Here is a 24689-nt window from a genome sequence, read left to right on the forward strand (position 1 = left end):
CGCGCCGCAGAGGAGAGTTCGCGCTTGGAGGTGCTTGCCCATGCACAGCGAAGCGGTTTGGCGGGGGCCCAGGCCCGATCCCGAATTGTCGGTTGAAGAGCTCGCCGACGAACTGTTCGAGAACCACGCGATCCTGATGGATTCGGTGACCGACATCCTGGTGGATGTCCGGGTGCTGGCGGCGCGACGAACCGCAAAGGACCCGATTGTCGAGGCTTTGGCGACGGGGTTGGCTCGGCTCAAGGCCGAGTTGGCCGCACATCTGGGAAACGAGACAAGGCTTGTTCTGTCGCGCCGCATGCCAGGGCGGGGACCCGGCTGGACGGCGGTCGCCCCCGAGTTACGTGCTGAGCATGATCGGTTGCGCCAACAGGCCAAGGCGCTGATCGGCCTTGCGACCACGCCCCGTCATGGGCCCTGCACGCGCGCCATCGCTCAGCGGCTGGAGCGACTGCGCCTCGACTTTGAGGAAGATCTCTTCGTGGAGGAGCGGATTGCGCTACCGCGAATACTGGCGGTCCACATCGGGGCCTGATCGCGTCATGGCGGCCGAAGCCCGGCGCGGGCGCCCGGAGGGATTGCCCCAGAACGTCACCACCGACAGCGCGCCCAGCAGGGTCAAGGCCAGGCCCGACACCGTCATCACCAGCCGGTAGGGCAGGCCGCCGACCTTGGCCGCATGCAGGGGGTAGTCGAGATTGGCCAGGCGCGAGCCCAGCGGCAGGCTTTGGGCGTCGCGGCTGGCGACCATTGCGCCGGTGGTCGGATCGAACCAGACCATCGAGCGGCCGTTCGGCAGCCATTCGGCTTGCTGGCGCATGCGGATCTGGATCAGGCCACCGGCCTTGGCTGGCAAGGTGATGATCCGAACCTCCGCGCCGGGGAACCGCGCCTTGGCTTGGCTGACCACCTTGATCCAATCGAGGTCCTTGGCGAGCGGCCCGCCCTTGATCTTCGGCGGCGTTGAAGCTTTCGCCATCGTCGCGGTTGATGAAAATGGGGCGCGCAGGGCCTCAGAGAACCACTTCAGGTTCATGGCTGCGCCGGTAGCCAGAGAGAGGATCAGCAGCGGCGCGAGCAGGGCGCCCAGGTCACGGTGATGATGCATGATCCCCGCCCGCGTCATCGTCCGCGGCCAGACGCGCAGGTGGAACACCCGCCGCGTCGGCCACCAGAGGATGAGGCCCGTGAGGACGAAGGCCAGGCCCGCCAGGCCCAGAGCGCCGCCGACGATCTCGCCCGCATCGCCGTTGAAGAGATGATGGTGGAAGTCGAACAGCCAGGCCTCCGGGCGATCCCAGTTGGAGGTCCAGGCCTGGATGACCGCGCCGTCCTGGTCAGCGTAGGCGGCCTTCTCTTCTGTGTTGTAGCTCAGCTTGTTGAGGCCAAGACGTTCGGTGGCCAGCACGATCGAGCGCGGGCGATCCTCGGTGGCGAAGACCTTGGCGGCCATCGCCGCCAAGGTGGCCGTGTCCTGCCGTTGGGCGTCGGCGGCGTGGGGCACAGTGGCGCGCAGGAAGGCGTCCTCGTGCACCAACAGCGCGCCGCTCAAACCCAAGAGCGCCAGCAGCAGGCCGATCGGCCCGCCCGTCCAGCGGTGCAGCAGGCGCAGGAGCCGCATCAGAAGCGTGCTTCCCAGCCCAGTGTCGCGGTGCGACCACGGCCGGCGTAGAACTTGTCCTTGGCCGGCAGGGTCGTGTCGGAATGATAAGTGATGTACTGCTTGTCGAGCAGGTTCTGGACGCCTAGCGACACAGCGCCGAGCGGCAGCTGATAGCGCACGAAGGCGTCGACGAGCGTGTAGCCTTCGAAGTCGTCCTTCACCAGCGCGCGCTGCATATTGCGCGACATGTACTTCTGCATCTGCAAGCGCAGGGCCCACGGGCCGCTCTGGTAGTCGGCCGCCAGGTTGAGGCGATCTGGCGAGATGTTGGCCCCGTCAAGGTCGGTGTCGACCTTGCCGTCCCGGTTGGTGTCGGTCTGGCCGCGCAGGCGCGCATAGCCGGCCGAAACCTCTAGGCCCGGGATCGGGGTGTGGGCCCGCGCGTTGGCTTCCAGGCCCTCGATAGCCACGCCTTGGCGCTGCACGTCGAAGATCCCGTCGGCGTTGCGGACCAGGAACTGGCCAAGCTTGGACTTGGACCAGAAGTAGGTGACGCTGGCGTCGAACGGCCCGCGATTGAACTCGGCGCCCAGCTCGCGATTGTTGGAGACGATCGGTTCGACGGCCAGATAGGTGTCGACATCGACATTGTTGACATTGATGGCCCGCAGGATGCGACCAACATCCGGCACGGTGTAGCCCTCGGCGTAGCTGCCATAGACGCGCACGCCCTTGGCCGGTTCGAACACGACGCCGCCATTGGTCAGGGTGGCGTTGAACTCAGGGCGACCGCCGCCAACCTGACGGGAACCGTAGGAGGCCAGGGTCGTGAAGTCGTCCACCTTCAGTTGGACGTTTTCGAAGCGCACCCCGCCGGCCAGACGCAGCCGACCGTCCAGGAGGGCGTAGTTGCCCTGTAGGAACGGCGCGATGCTGTTGAACTTGGTCGGTGGCACCCAGGCCCGGCCCGTCTCGGTCAAGAGTTGTGCTGTCGTGTCGGTGAGGGCGTCCAGACCGGCGGTGGCGGTCATGCCCTCAAGGCCTGGCACGGCGCGCTCATAGCTGGCGCGCGCGCCCAGCTTGCGCGAGCGGTTCGAGGATTGATCGAACAGCGTGCCGACCGGTGCGATGCGCGCATCCTGGAAGGTGGCGCTGATGTCGCCGCCGAAGGTGTCGCGCGAGCGGTTGAAGAAGAGCTGGGCGTTCAGGGCGCCGCCAAAGACTTCGCTGGTCAGCGACGCTGAAAGGGTCTCCACGCGGTTGGCGGCCGGAAGACCCGGTACGACTCCGCGATAGGCGGTGGTAGGCGAACGCAGCGCGCGATTGCCGTCCGTCGGCGCGGCGGCGGCGCCGGTCACGGTCACATAGTCGCCATCGCCCTTCAGTTCGAATCGGCTGCCGACGATGTCGATGCGAGTCGACCCGTTCAGCTGCCAGCCCAGGCGCGCGAACAGGGACAGGGTCTTGGAATCTTGGACGTCGCCCTGGGTGTTGTCCATGCCGATGCGACGGCCCTTGGCGTCGTAGAAGGCGCCGCGGGTCTCGTAGGCGACGCCGGTGGCGGCGTCGAACGCGCCGCCCCGCCAGCCGACCAGGCCCGCGACCTTGCCGCCGACCGCGTCGCCGAAATCATGACCTGCGGTGGTCTGAACCAGGGTACGGCCCGAGACGCCGTCTTCCTTGGGCGCGCCGACCGTCACCTGGTTGACCACGCCGCCGGTGGCGCCGATGCCCTGGAGGGCGTTGGAGCCGTAGATCAGCTCCACCCGGTCGATGAAGAACGGATCGATGGTGTAGCCATCGCGCGAGCCGTCGCGGATCGGGGTCGACTGTGGGATGCCGTTGATAGCGTAGAGCGGTGAGCGTCCGCGTAGGCTCTCGCCGGCGCCCGACAGTTTCTGACGGGTCGGCGAGAACGACGGCGACAGGGTCGAGATCGCATCAATGATCGAACCGCTGACGCTGACCTGCTGGGACAGGCTCTGGTTGTCGATCACATCCACGGTCAAGGGCAGGGCGCTGGCCGGCAGGATGGTGCGCGCAGCGGTGATGACCACCTGTTCCAGGTCCGTGCTGTCGGGTGCGCGCATGTCTTCGGCTTGCGCCGCCGTCGCCAAGGCCCAAAGGCTCAAGCCCGAAAGGGCGAGACGGCGCGCTGTGGCGCGGGCGGGGAACGGACGGGTCATATGAGCCTCGGTGGGTCAGTAAGTTGCCTTGCTCATATAAGATTGCGAGTGAGTTGCAAATATACCCAGTCCTTAAGGACGCGGTTCGGGCTGGGGAGCGATGATCTCGGCTCGACGCCAAGGTGACTTAGTGCAGCGTTGGGTGCGCGCAGAGATTTGGGGGCGTAGGGGGGCGGGGCGTGTCATCGAGCCTCACCGGTAGGATAAAGCCCTCACGCGCCAATGAGGCGTTGACGACCCGCGCCATGACCGCGACCACGTCGGGCGCAATGACCAGGCCCTCAAGCAGGCGCGCCGCCAGGTCGGGTTCGGCGGGACTGACACCACACGCGGTGATGATGTGTTGCTCGTCGCGCGCATAGCCGGGGCAATTGGGATGCAGGATGCAAAGCGGGCGTTTGACGTGTTCTTCAATCGCCATCATCAGCATGGCGACACAGGTCGCACTTCTGGGGGCGCCGTATCGATCCGCGACCGCCGCGAGGCGCGCCCTTGGGCTTTCGCAAGTCACGCGGGCGATAACCCACTGGCGCACCATCCAGAGCAGCAGCTGTTCACCCTCAAAGAGGCGCTCAGGACCGCAGCGCGGCGCCAGGTGGCTGCGGTGATCCAGTCTTGAGCGGGTCATGACGCCGCCCGTAGAGCATCGTGGATCGGCGCGCGGGGCTTAGCGGTTGATCGCACAGGCGCTGGCTCGACGGCGTCGGGGGAAGACAGTCGCTGACCATGAGCGATCAAAGCAGCGGCGACGAAGGTCGCGGCCCTTTGCGCTGTCGGATCGGGAGGGCTCGCCGCCAGCCAGCGGAAGTGGGCTGCGAACCGGGCGGGGTCGCGATCTTGTGCGGCGGAGAAGAGGCGAAGTAGGACCAACTCGTCGCGCATCACCGTCGGGCAGCCGGGGGGCGCATGGTCGATGGAGCGGCGGCCGACCACGCTCAGCTGCTGGACAAAAACCTGCATGGCCGTGAAGGCGGCGTTGGCCTGATCGCCGCAGCCATGCTCGAAGGCCTTGCGGACGATCGCGCACGTCCTTCCCTTGGCCAAGGTGCGAAACGCCCAGACGATCAGGTGCTCGCCGTAGGTCAAATCGTCCAGATCGACGGGTTGGAAAAGGTCGGGCCGCACGCCGGAAATCTCCAATTTGAGGCTGGGCCGACACCCACCCTGAGCCGAAGATCTCGGTGAGCGACCCGACGCGGTCTTGCGAGCGCCTCTCAACTGAGCCTGTATCTCTGTTGAGAGTCAATCGCAAAAACAACCGCTGTCGACAGATTCCAAGGGGCGACGCTCTTGCGGCGCAGCTTACCTGCTTGCCGTGAACAGCCAGCCATGGCTCCCGGCGACGGCGCCCAGGGTCGTGATCAGGCCAAGGCTGAGCAAGACCACGTGGACGCCCCGTAAGGCGGAGAAGGCCAGCCTGGGATATTGCTGGGCCCAGCGGGGAAAGTAGCGGTGGAGGACAAAGGGCTCGCCGATGAACAGAAGAAAGACAAACAGCGACCACACGCCGACCATGGCGGACATCCACCAAGCCTCCAGCGTGGCGAACCGCGACCAGAGATCAAGCTTGGCGGTCATGTAGAACCCACTGAGGCCCACCACGATGACCGCCGCCCGGGCTTGCCAGACAAAGCGCCGCTCGAACGCCTCGAAGGCCTTGAGCCGGTCCTCGCCCAGTTCGCCCCGCTCGACGGCGGGCAAGGCGACGGTTGTCGCCATCGACACGCCGCCAAACCAAATGACGACGCCCAAGACATGCAGTGCGCGTGCAAGCGCCAAGTCATCCATTGCGGTGTTCCTTTGTTCAGTGGGCCCGCACCCGGCCTCGTTGCGGCGCGGGAAGCGTCCGGCGCTGTTGCTCTAAGGGGCCAACTGAGCCTTGACGGCGGGGGTCAGGCCGTTGGTGGGAACCCGCACGACTTGGATCACGACATCGTCTTGACGAGCCGCCGCCCAATGCTCGCCGCCCTCGGCGGGAACCACGATGACGCTTCCGGGGCCAAACCGATGCTCGGCGGCTGGCGCGATCGTGGCGCCGTCGCCCCAGGACAAGGTTCCGCTGACCACGGTCACCAACCGCACGCCGCCGTCGCCGCCGTGTGGCGGAAGGACCTGACCCTTGCTCAGGCGCAACAGGACAGACAACGGTCGACCATCCTCGCCCTGCGCCAAGACGGTTCTCTGGGCGCCATCGGCGATGGCCTCGCCCTGAAGCTTTGCGATGTCAAGGCGGGTGGCGCCAGCCGAAGCCAGACTCGGCGCGAGGGCGGCGCAGGCGGCCAGAACGAGAAGGGAGCGGTTCATGAGAGGGGCCTTTCTTTGAAGGGGGTTAGAAGGTGAGGCGCAGACCCGCACCGATCGCGCGGCCGTCGCCCGGAAGAAAGACCGCCTGATCGGCGCGGGCTTGATCCACGATCAGAGTTGAGGCGGCGTAGGTCGCGTCCAGCAGATTGGTGACCTCCGCATAGACCGCCATGCCCTTGACCAGTCGATATTCGGCCCGCAGGTCCAGGGTCGCGTAGGGATCGCTGTAGAGAGTTCCGAGGTTGTCGACGGGCGTCTTTTCTAGCGACCCATGCAGGGCGGCCTGAGTGGTCCATCGTTGGGATGGGCGCCAGCTCAAACTGGCGTTGATCCAGTGGCGCGGCGCGCCGGCAAGGCGATGGTCGCTGCGGACCGGATCATCGTGAAACCGGAAGTCCTGATAGGTATAGGCTATCCTGCCGGAGAGGGTGGTCGTCAGGCGCGCCGCGAGTCCCGTCTCGACGCCCAGGTGGCGGGTCTTGGCCGCGTTCACCGCGCCGAGGGACACCCCGGTCTCGTCTCTCAGGCTAAGGAGCTCGTTCCTAAGCCAGGCATGATAGATCACCGCGTCCCACGTCAGGCGTTCTGTCGCGCCGCGCCAGCCGGCTTCCAGCGTCAGGGCCCGTTGAGCCTTGAGCGCCGGGGTCGAGAAGGCGGCGGCGGGCTGGGTGGGCGTCGCTGGATTGGGACGCCCCGGGCTGCTGTTGGGCGTGCCATTGATCGTCGCGAGCAGATCCTCGTGGGTGGGCGGCTCGAAGCTTCGGCTGGCCGCCGCGAACAGGATCTGGCGGGGCGCCAGGCGCCAGCTCAGACCCAGGGCGGGGCTCCAGCCGTCATAGGTCCTGGCATAGCGGGTGCTCAGCGCCGGAACCGCGCCGTCGGGCAGGGCGATGGCCGGCTTGGCGGGATTGTAGGCCGCCGTGGGGCGCGTGGCGGCGCTGTAGCGATCCTCATTGTCGCGCGTGGCGCGAGACCACGACAGTGAGGGCGACACTGTCAAACGCTCGCCTTGCAGCAGGTTCAGACCCAGATTGAGCGCCAGGGTGTCGGCCTTCAACCTATTGCGGCCAAAGAGCGCCCCTCTCTGGCCCGAACGGTTCAGATAGTACGCGCGATCGGCGGCGCCGGCCACGTACTGCGCCGTCATCTCCAGTAAGGGGAGGGCCTGGGTCGCGTCGGGCCGGTAGGCGTACCGCAGTACCGACGTGCCGTCGCCGCCATCGGTGACCCGCTCGCCCGCCGAGATCGGGAAGCGGAAGCGGTCATCGGTTCGCACATAGCCCATGGCGAGGTCGAGGACGTGCGCGCCGAGCGCCGCTGTCGCGCGTCCACCAAGCTGCGCCTGGGACGCCTGGCGATGGGGGCGATCACGCAAGACATTCGGGCCAGGATTGATCGCGCCGGTGGGCGTCACCGTGGGACCGGCGAACACGCTGTCAGGCGCGCGGTTCAACCACTCTTGCGTCAGCGGCCCAGAGACATCGAAGTCCAGATCAGCATAGCGCGCGAAGAAACGCGCGCTCACGGTCTCCGAAAGGCGGATCCCAAGATTGGCGCCAAGGCTGGCCCGGCGCGACTGATTGTAGTCGCGGTAGCCGTCGCGACCGGTGATTTCGCCTTGCGCCAGCAGGTCGATGCGCGGCCCTGCGAGGCCTTTCCGGGCGGAGATGTCATATTGACCAAAGCTCCCGCCGCTGATCCCAAACGCTCCGCTCGGCGAGGTCCGCCCGGTCGGCGTCACGAAGTTCAGCGCGCCGCCCAGCACCGTGGCGCCCAGTCTATTGGCCGTGTAGCCTCGGTAGACCTCAAGCGCTGCGACCTAGGCAGGATTGGCGAAGCCAACCACATAGGAGCCGTCGGCGCGGTTCAGCGGTAGGCCGTTCTCGAGAACCAGGACGCCGCGCTCGACCGGGTTCTGCTGCAGGCCCGAGCCTCGGATCTGAATCCGTGGTTGATCGGGTCCGCCAAAGAAGTCCTGGACGACAACTCCGGGCGCCGCAGCGAGCGCACGTGAGACGGTCAGGTTGATGCTGGAGGGCATATCGTCGCCTGTCAGGATCACGCCGCCGCCAGGCGTCGCGGCGAAACGGCGCGCCACCGTGTTCTCCGGCGCGACGACGATGATCTCCTCGACCACGGCGCCGGGACTCGCCGACTGGGCGAAGGCGCCCGCCGGCGCCAGGCCGGCGGCGACGGCCAGGGCCATGAGGGCGATGGCCGGTTCTCGTCGCGGCGGGACCACGTCAGAGAGAGAGCGGCAAGGCACGCGGGAGGGGGAACAGGACATCGAGATCAACATTTGCGATTAAGAGTCGATCGCAAATAACATCTCGGCCTTGGTCTGAAGTTGCGCTGGCGCAACTTCAAGTGTGATCTTCGAAGCCTTCGATAGGCATGTCTGCGAGGCGCGGGGCGGCCGAAGCGGCAGCCAGGGAGGTTGCATGTCACGGGAGTCGTCGGGACTATGCCGAGCGCGACCATCGACCGCCGCAGAGGTCCGCCCTGGTATCGAACGGCGCTGGAGACAGAGCGTGGGGGACCTTGCAAGGCTGCAGTCCATCCTTGAAACCGCCCTGGACGCGGTTGTGGTGATGGACGCCCAGGGCGCGGTCGCCGACTGGAGCCCAAGGGCCGAAACGCTCTTCGGATGGCGGCGAGAGGAGGTTCTTGGGCTCTCACTGGGGGCGTTGATCGTCCCGCCCCGCTCGCGCGACGCGCATCAGGCGGGCATGCGCCGATTTCTCGCTACGGGTGAGTCGCACGTTCTTGGCCGTCTTCTTGAGATGAGCGCGCTTCGTCGAGGCGGTGAAGAGTTTCCGGTCGAGCTATCCATCACCACATGGCCGACTTCGGAGGACGGGCCCTATTTTCTGGGATTTGTACGCGACATCTCCGAACGTCGTCGGACGATGGAGCGCCTGGCCGCCAGTGAGTCGCTGTTTCGCAGCTTGGCGGACGCCGCACCGGCGCCGGTCTGGCTCACCGGCCCAGACGGGAACATGGAGTTCGTCAACGCCGCATTTGCGGAGGTGGCGAACCTCGAGCGCGACGAGCTGACGGGGGAGGCCTGGCTTCATCTGCTGCATCCCGATGATATCGACGGCTTCCTCGCTCGCCGAGCCTCCGCGCGAGAGCGCTACGAGGCCTATAGCTATGAGGCGCGATTTTGGCGGCGGCGCGAAGGCTGGCGCTGGATGCTCGTCAACGCCAAGCCTCGTGTCGACGTCGACGGGGCGTTTCTGGGCTACGTCGGCATGGCGGTCGACTTGAGTGACATCAAGGCTGCTCAGGCCCATCAGCAATTGCTGATCAACGAGCTGAATCACCGGGTCAAAAACACCTTGGCGTCGATCCAGTCGATTGCGCGACAGACGCTTGGGGCGGGCGCGCTAGGGCCGCAAGCGCGAGAGCAGTTCATCGACCGTCTCATGGCGATGTCGGCGGCGCACGATGTTCTGACCAGCGAGAACTGGGCCGGCGCGGTTGTTGACGATATCCTGCGCGAAGCCTTGCGTCCGTTCGCTGATGATCAGGACTAGCAACGCATTTCACTGCAAGGGCCTCCGTTGCGGGTCGGGCCTTGGTCGGCCTTGGCGCTCGCCCTCGCAGCCCACGAACTGGGCACGAACGCGGTCAAGCACGGGGCGCTCTCTTCGCCGATGGGGCAGGTGCGGATCGACTGGTGGGTGCAGGGCGACAAGCATGCGGTTCTGCGCTGGCGCGAATCTGGCGGTCCGCCGGTTCAGCCGCCCGGGCGCCGAGGCTTTGGGCGTAAGCTCCTTGAGCGAGGCTTGGCCGGCGATCTTGGGGGCAAGCCCGAGCTGCTGTTCCATCCCGAGGGCGTAGAGGCGACGCTTCGCTTCCTGGCGGCCTCTTGAGGCGGATTCTGATGTCGTCGTCGTTCCAGAAGAAGGGCCGCGCGATCGTTTGATCCATGTCCAGCCGATGCTTGAGCCGCGTCATTGCGCCGGCCAGGATGCGGCCTAGGGTCGCCGCCCCAGGCTTGGAGCGGACATGACCGGTGCTCGACGACAGGGCGGCAGTGGCCGCTGGGAGACGCTGTTGGCGCGTCCTTTGCTGCTGCCGCCCAGCGCCTTGCTCACCTTCAGCCTGCGCCGACTGGCGCGAGCCTGCCCGGAGGCCTTCGCGCGGCTGGGCGAGCACGCCGAGCAGCTCTATCTGATTGCGCCCACCGAGTTGCCACTGGCCTTCTGTCTGCGCCCGGCCGGAGCCAGCGGCGAGATCTGGCTGGTCCCGGCTAGGGATGCGCCAGAAGCGGCCGTCCGGATCCGGGGCGCCCTGCCGGATCTGCTGGGGTTGTTCGATGGCACGCTGGACGCCGATTCAGCCTTCTTCTCGAGGCGTATCCAGGTCGAAGGCGACACCAGCGCGGTGGTCGCCCTGCACAACGCGCTGGAGGCGGCGGACCTCACACTGGCCGACCTGATCGGCGCGCCCAAGCTGACGCGCGACCTCGTCAATCGCGGCTTGGCCTGGACCACCCAACGCTGGCGGAGCGCCTGAGCATGGGCTCAATCGAACTGGTTTGCCCCGCCGGCTCGCCGCCGATGCTACGCGCCGCCGTCGAGGCAGGGGCTGACAGCGTCTATTGCGGCCTGCGCGACGAGACGAACGCTCGCAATTTCCCAGGCCTGAACTTCTCGCCCGCCGAGATGAAGGACGCTGTCGCCTTCGCACGGGCCCGTGGCGCCAAGGTTCTGGTGGCTATCAACACCTTCGCCCGCGCCGGAGCCGACGAGGCCTGGCGCCGGTCCGTCGACACTGCGGTCGCAGCCGGGGCCCACGCGGTGATCGTCGCCGACATCGGCGTCTTGTCCTACGCCCGCGAGGCCTATCCCGATCTGCGCCTGCACCTTTCTGTGCAGGCCGCCGCCAACTCCGCCGAGGCGATCGCCTTCTACGCCGAGTCTTTTGGCGTCCGTCGCGTCGTACTGCCGCGCGTCATGAGCGCGCCCGAGATCGCAGCCCTGGTCAAGGCGACCAGCGTCGAGCTCGAGGCGTTCGTGTTCGGCGGCCTGTGCGTAATGGCCGAGGGACGTTGCGCCCTGTCGTCCTACGCCACGGGACGGTCGCCGAACCTTTCGGGCGTCTGCTCGCCGCCCGAGGCGGTCAGCTTCGAAACCGACACCAACGGACTGACGCCGCGCCTCGCGGGGGTTGCGATCGACCGCTTCAGGGCCGACGAAGCCGCCGGCTATCCCACCCTATGCAAGGGGCGCTTCGCGGCCATGGGTGAGACGTCATACCTGTTCGAGGACCCCGTCAGCTTGAACGCCATGACCGTTTTGCGGGATCTTCGCGCGGCGGGTGTTACGGCGATCAAGGTCGAAGGGCGCCAGCGAGGCAAGACCTATGTCCGGCGCGTGACCGAGGCGTTCCGGGGGGCGATCGACGCTCTGGATGCGGGCCGCGACTGCGAGTCGTTCGCCCGCATGCTGACGGACTTGGCCGAAGGGGGGCGCGAGACTGAAGGCGCTTACAAGAGGAAATGGCGATGAGCGCGCTGGAGCTGACGGTCGGACCGCTCATGTTCCTGTGGTCGGCGCAGCGCATCGGCGACTACTACGCCCAGATCGCCGCCGCGCCGGAGGTGACGCGGGTCTATCTGGGCGAGGTCGTTTGCGGCAAGCGTTCGCCGCTGACGGTGGAAGCGCTTCTGGGGGCCGAAGAGACGCTGACCAAAGCCGGCAAGGCGGTGGTTTGGGCCAGCCAAGCCTTGCCAGCCACGCCACGGGAGGCGCGATCTATGCGTGAACTGGCCGAGGCCAGCGCCCTGCTCGAGGTCAATGACGTCGCGGCTCTGGCCAGCCTGCCCAAGGGCGCGGCCTTTGTCGCCGGGCCGCTGCTGAACCTCTACAACGAAAGCGCCGTTGCGGCCCTGGCGGCGCGCGGCTGTCAGCGCATCTGCGCCAATGTCGAGCTGTCCTTGGATGCGGTCGCCGCAATCGCCAAGGCCTGTCCCCAGGTCGAGATCGAACTCTTCGCCTATGGCCGGCTACCCCTGGCGCTGTCGGGACGCTGCTACCATGCGCGGGCGCACAAGGCCCACAAGGACGGATGCCTGTTCGTCTGCGAGACCGATCCTGACGGTATGGTCGTGCGCACCGTTGAGGGCGAACCCTTTCTGGCGGTCAACGGGGTCCAGACCCTGTCGCACGGTGTCCATCTTGCTGACGCTGAGGTCGATCGCTTGCTGGCGGCGGGGGTCACGGCGCTGCGGATCTCGCCCCACACAGGCGATGTCCAGGCGGTGCTGACGGCGTTCGGCGCCTTTGTTCGCGGAGAGCTTGACGGCGTGGCGCTGCGGGCGGCGGTGGCGGCGACCAGCCCGCCTGGCCCTTTGATCAACGGCTATCTACACGGCAGGGCCGGTATGCTCGCCCTCGCAGGGCGCTGACATGCGGTTCGACGTCGTCATCCTTGGCGGCGGCATCGTCGGCGTGGCGCTCGCGGCTCGGCTCGCGCCCCATCTGAATGTGGCGCTGGTCGAACGTGAGCCCGCCCTGGGGACCATGACGACCGCGCGGTCGGCGGCGATGTTCCTGCCGTCCTATGGCGGGGCCGCTATCACCCCCCTGACCTTGGCCAGCCGGACCTTCCTCACCGAGGCGCCCCATGCGCCGGGACCCCTTCTGAAGCCGCGCGCTGCTTTACACATCGGCCGCCAGCCGCATCTGGCGGCGTTCGATCAGGCGTGCGCAGCCCACCTGGCCCTGCAGGCGCTTACGCCCCACCAGGCCGTTGCGCTCTTTCCCATTCTGCGCAAAAGCGTCATCGACGGGGCGTGGCTGGAGACCGACGCTGGTGACATCGACGTGGCCGCCTTGCTGGACCTGTTCCGCCGCATGGCCCTCGACGCCGGCGCGCACCTCCTGGTCGACGCCGGGGAAGTGTCTCCCGAGCGTCGGGCCGGCGCCTGGCGCATCAAGAGCCCGCAGGGCGAGCTGGAGGCGCCGATCATCGTCAACGCCGCCGGCGCTTGGGCCGATAGCTTGGCGGCGCGATGCGGCGTCTCGCCCTTGGGCTTGACCCCCATGCGACGGACCGTCGTATGCGGCGTCTCGCCCTTGGGCTTGACCCCCATGCGACGGACCGTCGTCCTGGGCGCGGCGGTTGCGCGGGATGATTTCGAGCGCTGGCCGATCCTCAAGGATGTGCGCGAGCGGTACTATTTTCGACCGTATCATAGCGCGCTGCTGGTCACGCCGGCCGACGCTCATCCCTCGCCGGCCTGCGATCCTGCTCCCGATAGCGCCGACGTCGCGCGCGCTGTCTTGCGGTTCGAGACTATCTGCGATCACCGCCTGACCCGGATCGAACGCCGCTGGGCGGGCCTGAGAACCTTCGCGCCTGACCAGGCGCCAGTGGTCGGCTGGTCGACCGAGGTCGAAGGTTACTTCTGGCTGGCGGGCCTGGGGGGCTTTGGCGTGCAGACCGCCCCGGCCGTAGGAAACTTGGCGGCGAGTCTGATTCTGGGCCGCCAGCTCCCATCGCAACTCGCTGAATGCGGCGTCGATCCGGCTCTCTACACTGCGGCTCGGCTGGCGGCTTGAGTGTCCCGACGGGTTCGCCGCGCTTGTCGGCCGTCTGAGCGAGCGACTTTGGCCGCTTGCATCGCCCCAAACTTTGATCGTGAGCAATGTCCGCTGATGTCTTGGGTCTAGGATCGTGTTCGGGCGACAGGACCCTAGAGCCTCGCGCGTCAAACGGGATCGTTTTGGCGCGACAAAGAGGCGCTTAATCAGATGCTTATAGCGCGACCCGCGCCGAACTCGGTTCCCACTTTCGGCGTCACGCTCTGGGAGAGAAGAAATGATCGGCGCGCTTGAGACGTCGCTCTGTGTGGCTGAGCAGTTGGCGTATGACGCCATCTCCCGCCTGCTGGAAAACTGCGCCAGGGCCGCTGGCCATGCGCTCCGCAATCCCAGGCGTTCGCGGCCCGGATCTACGGTCTTTCCCGAGGACAAAATTCCCGCGAGCATCTCGCGCGTTGCGTGGATGACTATTCGTTCAGTGCAATGTCACGATCACGAGCGTCTTGCGCCCACGGGCGTGACGCAACCCGTAGTGCATCATGGATCGGCGCGCGGGGCTTGACGGTTGATCGCTCAGGCGCTGGCTCGACGGCGTCGGGGGAAGACAGTCGCTGACCATGAGCGATCAAAGCAGCGGCGACGAAGGTCGCGGCCCTTTGCGCTGTCGGATCGGGAGGGCTCGCCGCCAGCCAGCGGAAGTGGGCTGCGAACCGGGCGGGGTCGCGATCTTGCGAGCGTCTCGCAACTAAGCCCTTATCTCTGTTGAGAGTCAATCGCAAAACAACCACTGTCGACAGATCCCAAGGAGGCGACGCTCTTGCGGCGCTGTTCACCTGCTCGCCGTGCACAGCCCGTCATGGCGCCCGGCGACGGCGCGTAGGGTCGTGATCAGGCCAAACCAGGCGCGCGGTGTGCGCCCGCCGCTCGATGGAAGAGGGCCGCCGATGCAAGCCAGAGTAGGCCGAAGACGATGCTGAGCACGATGACCGGCCGGGGCCAGTTCTCCGAGCCCTCGCCCCAGCCCCGCCAGACCGCAACAACGCCGATAGCGACCTGAAGCACGGCGGCCGAGGCCATGGCCCGCGCCAGGCCCGCCGCGCGAAACCGACTGGCCACCGCGCCCACAAAGGCGGCGATGATCACGCCCAGATAGAGCATGTTCGCCGGATGGTCTTCCGAGCCGATGATGCCAACCGCGCCGTTGAACCAGAGCAAGAGCGCTGATGCGAGGACGGCGAGGCCCGCGCCAAACCGATACGACCAGGCGCCCGAGGCGCGCACCGCCAGCTCGGCGATCCCGCCCGCGCCGATGAGAACGATCCCTGCGAAGACGAAGTCGGAGATCGTCCACCGAACCTCATCGGTAAACCGCATGGCGATGGCTGGAGCGACCAACAGGCCCGCAACCACCGTCCAGCCGATCAGGCGCAGCGCTGAAGTAAGTCGATCATTTTTGGTCGAAGCGATAGGGTTCGTCATTGCCTTCATTTCCGGCTTGGGTGAGGCTTGGACTTAGGAGGCGGGGGCGGTGAAAGTCCTGAGCGCCTCGTGAGGAAACCCTGAAAACCGTGTCCAGCCTCTATAGTTTCGGCCCTTTCGTGCTGGAGCCTGCGAACCGCCGCCTGTCTGCGAACGGGCGACCGGTGGAGTTGTCTGGACGCTATCTGGACGCGTTGGTGCTGCTGGTCGTCGAGGAAGGGCGGCTGGTGACCAAGGCGCGGCTTCTGGACGAGGTCTGGAAGGGCGTGCCAGTCACGGAAGAGGCGCTGACCCAGTGCGTACGATCTCTGCGCAAGGCGCTGGGAGACGAAGCGGGACGACCAAGGTTCATTGAGACCGTGCCTCGGCACGGGTATCGGTTCATCGCGTCGGTGACCGCCGCTGAAACCGCTGAAGCAAACAGCGATGCGGCGCGGTTCGAGCCCCGTCCACGACGTGATCGGCGCAAAGCCCTGTCGCACTTTCTGGGCCTGGGCCGAGCTGGCCTTATCGGCGGCGGCGGCGCAGGACTGGTTGGCGGCCTGGCCTATGGCTTCGCAGGCGTTGCGCAGAGCGGCGCCGGCGGCGCCTTGTCCGGCCTCGTCGTGCTCGCGGCTCTGACGGCCGTCATCGGCATGATCGGCGGCTCGAGCGTGGGTTTCGGCGTCGGCGCGGCGGCCTTCGCCTCGCGATATCGGGGGGCGTGGCAGGCTCTCGGCGGCGCGTGCGGCGGAATGCTTATAGGCGGCCTGGTCAGGCTGGCGGGGCTGGACGCCTTTGCTCTGCTGTTCGGATCAGCGCCGAGCACCATGACCGGCGCCGGCGAGGGCATGGCGCTGGGCGCCGCGATCGGCGTCGGGGTCTGGATCACGCAGGCGCAGCCACGGCGGATGGCCCTGATGACCGGCGCCCTTGTGACGGGGGCCGCAGGTGCGGGTGCGACGCTGCTGGGCGGGCGGCTGATGGGCGGCAGCCTGGCCGCCCTTGAAGCCCAGTTCCCTGGCGCCCGACTGGAACTCGGTCACCTGGGCGCCCTTTTCGGCGAGCCGACATTCGGCGCGATCAGCCAAGCCGTCACGGCTGGACTCGAAGGCGCCCTGTTCGGTGCGGCCATGGTGTTGGCGCTACGCCTGGAACAGCAGCACCAGGTTCGCGACGCGGTCCCTTGCCGCTAGAGCGTGAGGCCGAAAGAGGGAACATCGACGCCGCATTGTCTAGAGGTCTCGCAGGCTGGCCAAGTGCTTGTAGCCCGTATGCGTCATCCATTCGGCTCGGCGCATGTGGCTCTCCCAGCAGGCGCGAGAGGCGGGATGGTCCGGATCGCGCGCCAGCACCTGACGCGCCGCCTCACGCCAGTCTGCGCCGTCCCGCGCCGCGTCCAGCAGGCGCAGGTAGGTCACCAGGTGAGCGCGATCGTAGTCGGTGACCCGTTCGATCAATGGCGCCTGGTCGGCTACTGGCTGTTCTAGCTCCGACGTCAAAGAGTCCTCAGCGGTCAAGGCGCGCAGCGCCCAGTCCTCGGCGCTCCAGTTAACCTAATCCGATAAACGCCATGATGACGAGGCTAGCGGCGCGGTCAGAGTCGACAGGCGCGAGCGGATCAGGAACGGTTCGTATCGGGGGGCGGCGAGCGCCGCGATGCAGGATGAACATGCCTCCGCGCCCGACTGGAGACGGGCGGAAACCTATCGGCCCATGCTGGGCGCAGAGCCGGCGGTATGGGCGTGGGAGTTTGCGCGGCGCGGATTGGTCAACAATGGGCTCACGGCGGCCGAGCCCAATCTGCCCGGCCTGTGCTTCGCCGACCCAGGACCCGCCGGCCAGAGGCTCCCCGCCATCCTGTGGCGGCCTGATCCTTGCGCCGCCATTGTCTTGGTTCGCGCCGCGCGCGCCAACGCCTCGGACGCCCTGGATCTTGCAGGCTGCGACCTACCCATCCTGGTTGTCCGCACCGAGCTAGGCGATCAGCAGGTTTTGATCTGTGATGGCCCGCGTCGTCTTCGGTTGGCGGTGATCGAGGGCGATATCCTGAATGGGCCAGTGACCTGCCAGCTTGCGCTGCCCGAGCCCGGCGGCGCGGCCGCCGGGCTCGCCAGTCTAAGGGCGCTGATCGCCCTGCGGGACACCGGGCGACTGCCCGCCGCAACGTCGCGCCCGCCCAGCCGGGCCAAGCGCTGGCTGGAGAGTTTGCAAGCCCACGACGCCCGTCGCGCCGGAGCCAGCCAGCGGGAGATTGCAGCCTTGCTTTTTGGGCAAGACCGAGTGCGCGAAGACTGGGCTGGTCGCTCGGACTATATGCGCATGCGTGTCCATCGGCTGCTGCGTACGGCCGATCGGCTCGTGGCGGGCGGCTATCGCAGCCTTTTGGGAACGAGCGCTAAGCCGTGGCCGCCGCGCGTGAACGTCGTCGAAACCTGGCGCTCGGCCGCCTGGTTTGGCCAATGCGCAGTCCTCACGGCGATGGCCGGCATATTTCTGGAGATGCTGTGGCTGTGTGCGGGACTCCTGCACGAACCATGCGGCTTTGCGTAGGATCTGTGTCGCAGACTTGTCGATCTGGGCCGATAGGCTGCGCGCAACGACCCAGCGCCGAGATTTTACCGATCGCCCCAACATCTTCTCAACCCCGGCGATACCGCATGTCGCCATAGAGGCGCTCAATGGGCTATGGCCAAGTCCCGCCTCGCCGCCGCCAGCTGTTGTTTTCCCGTCGCCGACGCGAAGCTCGTGGCGCTTGCGACGTCGCTAGAACCGGCCGCCCTGGCTTGGGAGTTTCTTCGGCGTAATCCAGCCTATGTCGAGGACTATCGCCACCTACGGGCGGGACGCTTGGCGGCGCTGCCCAAGCATTGGGGACTGCTCCATCCGATCGATCCGGAGGCTCGGGATCTCGACTTTAGGACGATCTGGCGCAGGTCCGTAGGGACAGTGACTACTCCTCCGGCGGCAGGATCCTTGGCAGGTTTTCCGCAAGCCAGCGCTCGGCGCTGAGGTCGCGCCGGTCGATATGCTCTTCAAGCGCGTCGAACGGACGCTTGAAGGCCTCGATCAATACCGGCGAGGCGATGGTGGTTAGCCTGTCGCCGACCCGGTCGTTGAACTGTCGGTAGGAGCCCAAGAGGATCGTCGAGGCCTTGTTGTCCATGGCCCGCAGGGCGTACTCGATCTTGCCCAGCATCAAGGCGTCCATGATGCCGGCGGGGTCGGTCTCCGTGGCGGCTGCAAACCGCCATATGCGGGCGATGATCAGCGGGCCCTCGCCGTTCTCGAAGCTGTAGTAGGTGCGAATCTTCATGCCCATGCGCGCGGCGACGACGCGCGCCTTCAGCCGCCGCAGATCGCGGATCGTCTTTAGGATCGTCGACAGGAGCTGGCGCTGCTGCTCCAGATCATCGGAGGGGCTCTCAACCAAAGCTTCACTCGACACTTGCTTGCGCCATCAAAGCGCGGCGCGATCCTCCGGTCAAAGTACAACCCTGCGTTTGAAGGCGGCCCGTCCTTTTTTGAGCGCCCCCGTCGCCCTGGTCGAACGGTGATCGTCCGAGGTCTGTACAAGCCGTGCGGGCGATTCCGGCTTTTCAGCATTGATCGCGCGGCCTTCTCGCCCGCCTGGGACCATGACGCGCACGGGTCATCCGGATTGTGGGACGCTCAAGCCAAACTGGAGGCGCGCGATCGCGCCAGGGGCGGCCCTGGGCGCCGACTAGGCCTAAGCCAGGCACACTGGCCATTCGAGCAGGATCGTCGCCCTTGCCTCCACCGCGTGACTCCTTTGGCTTGGCCCTTACGGCCCTGAGGCGGCGCCTGCGCCAGGGCGTGGACGCACCGGGCGCGGCGCTGCCAATCAATTTGATCGCTGCTGAGCTGAGGTTATCGACGACGCCGGTGCGCGAAGCGCTGTCGCGTCTAGCGGGCGAGGAACTCGTTTCGAAGAGCGGCCATGCTTACACCCGGCCGCGCCTTGATCCGCCGTCCCTGGCCGAGCTCTACAATCAGCGCCTACTCTACCTAACGGCGGCGTTGTCGCCTGAAATGCAGCGGCGATCACGGCGGAGCCCTTGGCCGACGCGGGCCCCGTTTAACGCTTGGGCGCAGCTCGCCAACCCGGACACGGCTCCATGGGAGGTCGTCGAAGCGCTGTTCCTGGAACTGGTCTTGCGCGCCAACGACCTTGTTCTGGCGCTGGCCTTTCAGCGGACGGCTGCACGCCTGGCGCCGTTCGCGCTCCTGGAAGCGCGGTTGGACGATGATCACGCCGCTGAAGCGTCTGGCCTGATCGCCAATTTTGAGACCGGCCAGATTGCGCCCCTGCGCGCGGCCGTGCGCCAGTATCACCGCCGACGAATGGCGGCGGCCGCGACGATCGTGCGGCTGGCCGAGGACCGCAAATATCCGCCGGATATCTTTTGAATATCAAACTGCAGGGGCGCGGACTTGAAGGGCCGCGATGGGCGGCGATCTTACCAAACGAAGGAGGCCATGATGACCACCCGTCAAACTCTGACGCTGATCCGCTTCGGCTCGGCCAAGACCCTCACCCGGGCCCAGCTGCCGTTCGGCCAGATCGAGGCCGAGGATCCCAGCGACCGCTACGGCGTCTGAAGTCGCAGGCCCGCCGTCGGCGCCCCAAAGCGCCGACGGCGTTGGTTCCACCCTATCATCAAGGCGCTGGCCCATGACTATCGCCCGCCCCTCGATCATCGGGCCAGCGCCTAACGCGGTTTGGCTGGCGCCCAAGGTGCGCGCCGCGCGCGTGGACAACGACATCGTCTTTCTCGACATCGGGGCTGACGCCTACCTTTGCCTGCCTGGCGCTTCCGATGATCTGCAGCTGGGCCCCGGCGGGGCGGTTGCGCTGGCGAGCGCGGCGTTGGCTGAGACACTGACGCAGGCTGGTCTGGTGGCGCGCGATCCTCATGGCCGCGTTGAACACGCCATCCCGATGATCGAGCGCGGCCTCGTGGCGTCCACCGAGGTCTTGACGCCCGCCGCCATCAGCTTAGCCGTCCAGACCAATCGGATCGCCGCCCGCGCGATCGCGGGTTTGCCGCTCGATCAGGTGTTGGCGCTGGCCGGTCCGCTTGACCCGGCCGCCCTGCAAGCGCCGACGCCGTCGCTGCTGGGCGCCTCAGCCGCCTTCGCCCGCATGGCGCCCTGGTTGCCGTATGCGGGCCTTTGCCTGATGCGCAGTCTTCAGCAACGCCTGTTCTTAGGCCGGCGCGGCCATGCCGCGGCTTGGGTGTTTGGCGTGCGAACCTGGCCGTTTGAGGCGCACTGCTGGCTTCAGGCCGGAACGGTCGTGCTCGACGATACGCCAGCCCACGCCGCCCGCTTCACCCCCATCCTTGTGGTCTAAGCATGCGCGACTATCTGGTGATCGAGACGGCGGCGGGCGCGGACCCTGGTCCCTGGCGCGAGGGCGAGGCTCAGGTTCTGGCCAGCGGCGGCTGGACCAAGGTCGCCGAACGACGCAGGTTTTCGGTGTTCCTGGAGACGGCGCGGCCCCCGGTCTATCGTCATCTGCCCGGCGCGGCCGGGGCGCTGATCGGCGATGCCTTCGATGCCGCCGCCGCCCGGCGCGGGGTGGGCGCGGCTCTGGACCTCTTGGGCCTTGGCGTTGACCCTGATCAGATCGCCGAATGCCTGGTGACCCAAGCGTTCGGGCGCTATGTCGCCATCCTCGACGGCGGCGAGGGACCCGTGCGCGTCCTGCGCGATCCGCTCGGCGTGATGGAGGCCATCGGCTGGCGGCGCGGTCCGCTGCGGTTCATCGCTTCGCGGCTGCCGGATCTTCCGCAGCTTTGGCCTCCCGACCTGGCGATCGACTTTGATCGCCTCGCCGCCATTCTGCGCCAGAAGAACCTCGCCAGCCTGATCTGCCCCCTGATCGGTGTGGTCAGCTATCAGCCCGGCGTGCTGTCGGGGCCCGACGGGCAGGGCGCTCGCCTGTGGTCGCCTGGCGGCTTTGCGCGCCGCCCCATGGCGAACGCCGATCCGGCCGCGCTGCGGACGGTGCTGGACGGGGTGGTCGCGGCCTGGGCCCTCGGCCGCCAAGGGGTCTTTTGCGAGATCTCCGGAGGTTTGGATTCGGCCATTGTCGCCACCAGCCTGGCGCGGACCAGGGCGAGGCTGCTCTATGGCCTCAACCACAGCTTTGACCGCGCCGAGGGCGATGAGCGCCTCTACGCCCAGGCGGTGGCCGACCAGATCGGCGTGCGGCTTGAGGTCGTCGCGCGAGCGCCGCTGCGGCTGGATCCCGCCAAGCTGACCGGCGCGGCCGGCGGCGCGAAACTCAACTATGTCGGCGGCGATCCTGACCATGACGCCGACCTGGCCCAGCGCTTGGGCGCGGCGGGGGTTGAGGCGATGTTCACCGGTCGCGGCGGCGATGGGGTCTTCTACCAGCCCCGCCATCCGGTCCTGGTGCGAGACGTGTTGGCCGGCCGGGCGGGCGTGGGCCGGCTGCGCGGCCTTGATCTTCTGGCCCGGCGCAACGCCACCACCGTCTGGCGGCTGATACGCCAGGGCTTGGCGGCCCAAGATATGACGGCGGGCTTGGGCGTGGGGATATTCTTGACGCAGAAGGCTTGCGGCGAGGCGCAGCGCCATCCCTGGCTGGAGGCCGCGCGCACCCTGGCCCCGGCCAAGCAGCTTCAGATCCTGGCCCTGGTCAACGGGCTAAGCGCCTTTGGCGAAAGCCAGCGCCACCGGGCCGGCGACGTCATCGATCCGCTGATGAGCCAGCCAGTGGTGGAGTTTTGCCTGTCGGTGGCGGCCGGGCGCTTGGCCGTGGGCGACAATGACCGGCCGTTCGCCCGGGCCGCCTTCGCCGAGCGCCTGCCACAAGAGGTGCTCTCGCGTCAGGGCAAGGGCGACCTGACGACCTGGTTCGCGCGCGGCCTTGGCGACAGTCTGGAGCCGTTGCGGGCTTGGCTGCTGGACGGGCGCCTGGTCGCGGCGGGTCTGGTCGACCGCGCGCGTCTTGACCCGGCGCTCAGCGTCGCCCAGCTCGTCTGGACCTCCGTCACCTCGGAGCTCTTCGTCCTGATGGCCGCCGAGGCCTGGGTGCGGCGTTGGGAGGCGCGGTTGGCTGCGGTTCGATCGGGCGCGGCTTAAGGCGAGGCGGCGGACCTGGCCGGGCCAAGGGTGCGATCCAGCAAATCAAAGACGCGCTGGTGGTAGTCGCGGACATTGGCCGGGGAAGAGAAGAGATGCCCCTCGCCGCGATAGGTGACGAAGACGGCGTCCTTGTTCTGGCGATAAAGCGCGCTGAACAGCGCCTGGGACTGGTCCAGGCCCTTGTCGTTGTCGCCGTGGAAGATCAGCACCGGCGCGGTGATCTTGTCGGCGTAGATCACCGGGCTGTTGCGCAGGTAGCGCTGCGGATCCTTCCAGGGCGGGACCCCCATCCGCGCCTGGCCGCTCTCCTGCCAGCCGGAGGAGGCGTAGATCGTCAGGCCCGATTCCGGTACCGCGTAGACCATGGGACCAAGGCGACCATAGCTGTTGATCAAATCCACGGTCGGCGCCGTGGCGATCACCGCCTTGAACCGCGTGCTTTGGCTGGCCGCGCCGATCACGCCGTAGGCGCCATAGCTGTGGCCCCAGATCGCCACCCTGGCCGGATCAACCCAACCTTGAGCGGCCGCCGCATCGACCGGGGCGAGTATCTGCTCGGCCAGGGCCTCGATCGGCTCGCGGCCGGCCAGATAGGGCATGGCCGGGACGAGCGCCGCATAACCACGCGCCGCCAGGAGCTGGGCGTTGACCGACAGCTGCAGCACGCCCGGTTCCTGGACGCGGGGCGGCGTGGGCGAGGCCGCGCCCGGATAGGGCAGCACCACGACGGGCGGTGGCCGATCGCCTGGGCGCGTGCCGGGCGGTAGGTAGAGCCAGCTCGTCAGGTCCTGACCATCGACGCCCTTGTGCGGGATGGCGAGCGGCGCGGCGAACGTGACCTTGGCCAAGCCGTCGTTGACGCGGACCAGAGCTCTGGGCGCGGCGGTCTTGGCTGTCAGCACCACCGTCTCCACGCCCTGCGCGTCCTTGGTGATCTCGACCACGCCCTTGGGGGTGACGGCGAGGATGCGGCCGCGTGCGCGGGGCGCGGACAGGCGCGGCCCCGGCCAGGGATGGGCGGGGCTTGCCGCCGGATCGACCAGGGCCAGGTCTTTAAGGCGCGGCAGGGTGTTCAGGGCCCCGCGAAAGCCCTCGACCGGGGCGGCGATCGATTGGACAGCGCTCGGCGCTATTGCCCAGGACCGCGCGCTTTGGGCCGCAACGCGCCAGACCTGGCCACCTGCCGCCACCGCCCAGGCGTCCGCGTCGGCGCCGATCGCCTGAAAGTCCTCGCTAAGCTGCGCGGTCAGATTGGTGCGCCTCGCGCCGTCGATGCGCCAATAGTCCGCCCGGTCGCCGCCCGACGGGCGGGCGCGCACCACCGGCGCGCCGTCAAGCCAGCCGGCCAGCGGCGCGCCGGCGACGTCCCCGGTCGCGCCGAACGCCGCGGTCAGGCCGCGCATCGGCACGAGGCTTGCTGCGCCGCGCGTCGACAGTCGCCAGAAGCGGCCGTCCTTCCAGGGCGTCGGGCCTTGCCGCGCGAAGATCAGGAGCTCGCGCCCGTCCGCCGACCAAGACAGGAACCGCCCAGCCGGATCGCAGGCAGGGCAGGGGGTGAGCGTCTCTCCGCTGGTCAGATCGGCCAGGACCACGGTTTTGCGCAGCGGCTCTGTGGCGGCGTTGGTGGGCTCAGACGACATCGGCTGGATATCCTCGCCCTCGACCACCACCGCCAGCGCGCCAGCGCCTGGCGCCAGGGCCATGTCGCGGATGTTTCCGGCCACCAGGAGGCGCTGGGCGCGGGTTATAAGATCGATCCCTAGGACGCCGACGGCGGGCGCCTTGGGCCGCAGGTCGCGGTGGCGACCGCTGCCGATGGCGGTCACACCCAGCTCCCCGCGGGCCGTGGCCGCCCACTGCTGGTCGATCCGCGCCCGGCCCTGATAGCCAAAGCCAAAGGTCACGTCGGGAAAGTCGGGTGGCCGGGCCGCGACCAGCAGCTCATCCTCGCTACGCCAAAGCACCGCCGGCCCCCAGATCGCCTGGCGAGGGCTGACCCCCAGCCAGCGGGCCTCACCGCTGGTCAGATCGACCACGCCCAGTTCGTAGTCGTGGCCGCGCAGCCGCGCCACCGCCAGGCGGCGCCCCTTGGGCGAGACGCCGAGCGCGGTGTAGCCCGCGCCGGCCGGGAGGTTGAGGCGCGCCTCGGCGCCGCCGGCCTGGAGGTCGAAGGCCTGGATGCGCCCCAGCCGAAGCTTGATGTTGAAATCAAGATCATAGGCGCTGGCCCGGTCCCAGCGATCGTAGCGCTGGACGATCAGCCAGCGCCGGGTCGGATCGAGCCTGACCGACCCCAGCTGCTCGAGGTTGAGCAGGTGATCGAGCGTAAAGGGGGCGGCTGGGACGGCCGTGGGGACGGCGAGCGCGCAGCCGACCGCGAGCGCCGCGAAGCGTCGCATGATGATGTCTCCGAGCAGAAGGGTGGGGGTGGGGGCTCTGTCG

At 67.6% G+C, this 24689-nt stretch carries 25 protein-coding genes; 13 read left to right on the forward strand and 12 right to left on the reverse strand.

Annotated elements, in window-relative coordinates:
* Positions 1-40: 40 nt before the first annotated feature.
* Positions 41-535 (forward strand): hemerythrin domain-containing protein, encoded by a 495-nt coding sequence (locus CSW63_RS03825; RefSeq protein ID WP_062094515.1) that lies wholly within the window; start codon positions 41-43, stop codon positions 533-535.
* On the opposite strand, the gene CSW63_RS03830 is transcribed toward CSW63_RS03825, so the two are convergent.
* From CSW63_RS03830 to CSW63_RS23490, 8 genes are all read right to left on the reverse strand, one after another.
* Positions 500-1621 (reverse strand): PepSY domain-containing protein, encoded by a 1122-nt coding sequence (locus CSW63_RS03830; protein ID WP_099502857.1) that lies wholly within the window; start codon positions 1619-1621, stop codon positions 500-502. The two genes, CSW63_RS03825 and CSW63_RS03830, sit on opposite strands and share 36 nt — an antisense overlap.
* Positions 1621-3789, reverse strand: coding sequence for a TonB-dependent receptor (locus CSW63_RS03835; RefSeq protein ID WP_062094519.1), 2169 nt, complete (start codon positions 3787-3789; stop codon positions 1621-1623). The genes CSW63_RS03830 and CSW63_RS03835 overlap by 1 nt, the downstream gene beginning before the upstream one ends.
* 127 nt (positions 3790-3916) lie before the next feature.
* Positions 3917-4417, reverse strand: a complete 501-nt coding sequence (locus CSW63_RS03840) for a hypothetical protein (protein WP_062094521.1) — start codon at positions 4415-4417, stop codon at positions 3917-3919.
* Positions 4414-4914, reverse strand: coding sequence for a hypothetical protein (locus CSW63_RS03845; protein WP_099502855.1), 501 nt, complete (start codon positions 4912-4914; stop codon positions 4414-4416). The genes CSW63_RS03840 and CSW63_RS03845 overlap by 4 nt, the downstream gene beginning before the upstream one ends.
* A 177-nt stretch (positions 4915-5091) precedes the next feature.
* Entirely contained in the window at positions 5092-5508 is a 417-nt protein-coding gene (locus tag CSW63_RS03850; RefSeq protein ID WP_231737493.1) for a hypothetical protein, read from the reverse strand.
* A 141-nt stretch (positions 5509-5649) separates the two neighbouring features.
* A complete protein-coding gene (locus CSW63_RS03855; RefSeq protein WP_062095840.1) occupies positions 5650-6093 on the reverse strand; it encodes a hypothetical protein in 444 nt (147 codons plus the stop codon).
* A 25-nt stretch (positions 6094-6118) separates the two neighbouring features.
* Positions 6119-7858, reverse strand: coding sequence for a TonB-dependent receptor domain-containing protein (locus tag CSW63_RS03860; protein WP_197425249.1), 1740 nt, complete (start codon positions 7856-7858; stop codon positions 6119-6121).
* A 54-nt stretch (positions 7859-7912) separates the two neighbouring features.
* The gene (locus tag CSW63_RS23490) at positions 7913-8299 is read right to left on the reverse strand and encodes a TonB-dependent receptor plug domain-containing protein (RefSeq protein ID WP_197425248.1); all 387 of its coding nucleotides are present in this window, start codon (positions 8297-8299) and stop codon (positions 7913-7915) included.
* Between the two features lie 325 nt (positions 8300-8624).
* On the opposite strand from CSW63_RS23490, the gene CSW63_RS03865 reads away from it, so the two are divergent.
* The 6 genes from CSW63_RS03865 to CSW63_RS03885 all read left to right on the forward strand — a co-directional run bounded on the left by CSW63_RS03865 (position 8625) and on the right by CSW63_RS03885 (position 13667).
* Positions 8625-9632 carry a PAS domain S-box protein gene (locus CSW63_RS03865; protein ID WP_062095838.1) on the forward strand — a complete coding sequence of 336 codons (1008 nt, stop codon included), beginning with the start codon at positions 8625-8627 and terminating at the stop codon, positions 9630-9632.
* A gap of 27 nt (positions 9633-9659) precedes the next feature.
* Positions 9660-9971 carry a sensor histidine kinase gene (locus tag CSW63_RS23650; RefSeq protein WP_246842043.1) on the forward strand — a complete coding sequence of 104 codons (312 nt, stop codon included), beginning with the start codon at positions 9660-9662 and terminating at the stop codon, positions 9969-9971.
* Positions 9972-10107: 136 nt separating this feature from the next.
* Positions 10108-10617, forward strand: a complete 510-nt coding sequence (locus CSW63_RS03870) for an SCP2 domain-containing protein (RefSeq protein ID WP_082749455.1) — start codon at positions 10108-10110, stop codon at positions 10615-10617.
* A gap of 2 nt (positions 10618-10619) precedes the next feature.
* Positions 10620-11612, forward strand: coding sequence for a peptidase U32 family protein (locus CSW63_RS03875; RefSeq protein WP_062095832.1), 993 nt, complete (start codon positions 10620-10622; stop codon positions 11610-11612).
* Positions 11609-12511, forward strand: coding sequence for a U32 family peptidase (locus tag CSW63_RS03880; protein WP_082749456.1), 903 nt, complete (start codon positions 11609-11611; stop codon positions 12509-12511). The genes CSW63_RS03875 and CSW63_RS03880 overlap by 4 nt, the downstream gene beginning before the upstream one ends.
* Position 12512: 1 nt before the next feature.
* Complete coding sequence (locus tag CSW63_RS03885) at positions 12513-13667, forward strand: FAD-binding oxidoreductase (RefSeq protein WP_099502853.1); 1155 nt, start codon at positions 12513-12515, stop codon at positions 13665-13667.
* Positions 13668-14537: 870 nt separating this feature from the next.
* Here CSW63_RS03885 and CSW63_RS03890 read toward each other — a convergent pair.
* Positions 14538-15128, reverse strand: a complete 591-nt coding sequence (locus CSW63_RS03890; protein WP_099502851.1) for a hypothetical protein — start codon at positions 15126-15128, stop codon at positions 14538-14540.
* A gap of 89 nt (positions 15129-15217) precedes the next feature.
* Between CSW63_RS03890 and CSW63_RS03895 the strand changes: the two genes are divergently transcribed.
* Positions 15218-16303, forward strand: coding sequence for a transcriptional regulator (locus tag CSW63_RS03895; RefSeq protein WP_168193593.1), 1086 nt, complete (start codon positions 15218-15220; stop codon positions 16301-16303).
* A 39-nt stretch (positions 16304-16342) separates the two neighbouring features.
* Here CSW63_RS03895 and CSW63_RS03900 read toward each other — a convergent pair whose 3' ends face one another.
* Positions 16343-16627, reverse strand: a complete 285-nt coding sequence (locus tag CSW63_RS03900; protein WP_371415238.1) for a DNA -binding domain-containing protein — start codon at positions 16625-16627, stop codon at positions 16343-16345.
* A 139-nt stretch (positions 16628-16766) separates the two neighbouring features.
* Between CSW63_RS03900 and CSW63_RS03905 the strand changes: the two genes are divergently transcribed.
* Positions 16767-17660, forward strand: coding sequence for a DUF2285 domain-containing protein (locus CSW63_RS03905; RefSeq protein ID WP_082749424.1), 894 nt, complete (start codon positions 16767-16769; stop codon positions 17658-17660).
* A gap of 135 nt (positions 17661-17795) precedes the next feature.
* Positions 17796-18119 (forward strand): transcriptional regulator domain-containing protein, encoded by a 324-nt coding sequence (locus tag CSW63_RS24090; RefSeq protein WP_369797851.1) that lies wholly within the window; start codon positions 17796-17798, stop codon positions 18117-18119.
* Here CSW63_RS24090 and CSW63_RS03910 read toward each other — a convergent pair.
* Positions 18061-18555: a helix-turn-helix transcriptional regulator gene (locus tag CSW63_RS03910; RefSeq protein WP_231737402.1), complete on the reverse strand. Its 495-nt coding sequence runs from the start codon at positions 18553-18555 to the stop codon at positions 18061-18063. The two genes, CSW63_RS24090 and CSW63_RS03910, sit on opposite strands and share 59 nt — an antisense overlap.
* Before the next feature lie 350 nt (positions 18556-18905).
* Here CSW63_RS03910 and CSW63_RS03915 point away from each other — a divergent pair, with 350 nt between their 5' ends.
* From CSW63_RS03915 to CSW63_RS03925, 3 genes are all read left to right on the forward strand, one after another.
* The gene (locus tag CSW63_RS03915) at positions 18906-19538 is read left to right on the forward strand and encodes a GntR family transcriptional regulator (RefSeq protein WP_231737407.1); all 633 of its coding nucleotides are present in this window, start codon (positions 18906-18908) and stop codon (positions 19536-19538) included.
* Positions 19539-19803: 265 nt separating this feature from the next.
* A complete protein-coding gene (locus CSW63_RS03920; protein ID WP_062095321.1) occupies positions 19804-20484 on the forward strand; it encodes a lasso peptide biosynthesis B2 protein in 681 nt (226 codons plus the stop codon).
* 2 nt (positions 20485-20486) lie between these two features.
* Positions 20487-22244 (forward strand): asparagine synthase-related protein, encoded by a 1758-nt coding sequence (locus tag CSW63_RS03925; RefSeq protein ID WP_062095323.1) that lies wholly within the window; start codon positions 20487-20489, stop codon positions 22242-22244.
* On the opposite strand, the gene CSW63_RS03930 is transcribed toward CSW63_RS03925, so the two are convergent.
* Positions 22241-24646, reverse strand: a complete 2406-nt coding sequence (locus CSW63_RS03930) for a prolyl oligopeptidase family serine peptidase (RefSeq protein WP_062095326.1) — start codon at positions 24644-24646, stop codon at positions 22241-22243. The two genes, CSW63_RS03925 and CSW63_RS03930, sit on opposite strands and share 4 nt — an antisense overlap.
* Between the last annotated feature and the right edge of the window lie 43 nt (positions 24647-24689).

It is taken from the genome of Caulobacter sp. FWC26 (assembly GCF_002742645.2).
Classification (GTDB): Bacteria; Pseudomonadota; Alphaproteobacteria; order Caulobacterales; family Caulobacteraceae; genus Caulobacter.

What these genes read in the sequence shown, in the direction of transcription:
- CSW63_RS03825 (WP_062094515.1), top strand. Translation starts at nt 41, where the DNA reads ATGCACAGCGAAGCGGTTTGGCGGGGGCCCAGGCCCGATCCCGAATTG.
- CSW63_RS03830 (WP_099502857.1), bottom strand. Translation starts at nt 1,621, where the DNA reads ATGCGGCTCCTGCGCCTGCTGCACCGCTGGACGGGCGGGCCGATCGGC.
- CSW63_RS03835 (WP_062094519.1), bottom strand. Translation starts at nt 3,789, where the DNA reads ATGACCCGTCCGTTCCCCGCCCGCGCCACAGCGCGCCGTCTCGCCCTT.
- CSW63_RS03840 (WP_062094521.1), bottom strand. Translation starts at nt 4,417, where the DNA reads ATGACCCGCTCAAGACTGGATCACCGCAGCCACCTGGCGCCGCGCTGC.
- CSW63_RS03850 (WP_231737493.1), bottom strand. Translation starts at nt 5,508, where the DNA reads ATGGCGACAACCGTCGCCTTGCCCGCCGTCGAGCGGGGCGAACTGGGC.
- CSW63_RS03855 (WP_062095840.1), bottom strand. Translation starts at nt 6,093, where the DNA reads ATGAACCGCTCCCTTCTCGTTCTGGCCGCCTGCGCCGCCCTCGCGCCG.
- CSW63_RS23490 (WP_197425248.1), bottom strand. Translation starts at nt 8,299, where the DNA reads ATGGCCCTGGCCGTCGCCGCCGGCCTGGCGCCGGCGGGCGCCTTCGCC.
- CSW63_RS03870 (WP_082749455.1), top strand. Translation starts at nt 10,108, where the DNA reads ATGACCGGTGCTCGACGACAGGGCGGCAGTGGCCGCTGGGAGACGCTG.
- CSW63_RS03875 (WP_062095832.1), top strand. Translation starts at nt 10,620, where the DNA reads ATGGGCTCAATCGAACTGGTTTGCCCCGCCGGCTCGCCGCCGATGCTA.
- CSW63_RS03880 (WP_082749456.1), top strand. Translation starts at nt 11,609, where the DNA reads ATGAGCGCGCTGGAGCTGACGGTCGGACCGCTCATGTTCCTGTGGTCG.
- CSW63_RS03885 (WP_099502853.1), top strand. Translation starts at nt 12,513, where the DNA reads ATGCGGTTCGACGTCGTCATCCTTGGCGGCGGCATCGTCGGCGTGGCG.
- CSW63_RS03890 (WP_099502851.1), bottom strand. Translation starts at nt 15,128, where the DNA reads ATGACGAACCCTATCGCTTCGACCAAAAATGATCGACTTACTTCAGCG.
- CSW63_RS03905 (WP_082749424.1), top strand. Translation starts at nt 16,767, where the DNA reads ATGCAGGATGAACATGCCTCCGCGCCCGACTGGAGACGGGCGGAAACC.
- CSW63_RS24090 (WP_369797851.1), top strand. Translation starts at nt 17,796, where the DNA reads ATGGCCAAGTCCCGCCTCGCCGCCGCCAGCTGTTGTTTTCCCGTCGCC.
- CSW63_RS03920 (WP_062095321.1), top strand. Translation starts at nt 19,804, where the DNA reads ATGACTATCGCCCGCCCCTCGATCATCGGGCCAGCGCCTAACGCGGTT.
- CSW63_RS03925 (WP_062095323.1), top strand. Translation starts at nt 20,487, where the DNA reads ATGCGCGACTATCTGGTGATCGAGACGGCGGCGGGCGCGGACCCTGGT.
- CSW63_RS03930 (WP_062095326.1), bottom strand. Translation starts at nt 24,646, where the DNA reads ATGCGACGCTTCGCGGCGCTCGCGGTCGGCTGCGCGCTCGCCGTCCCC.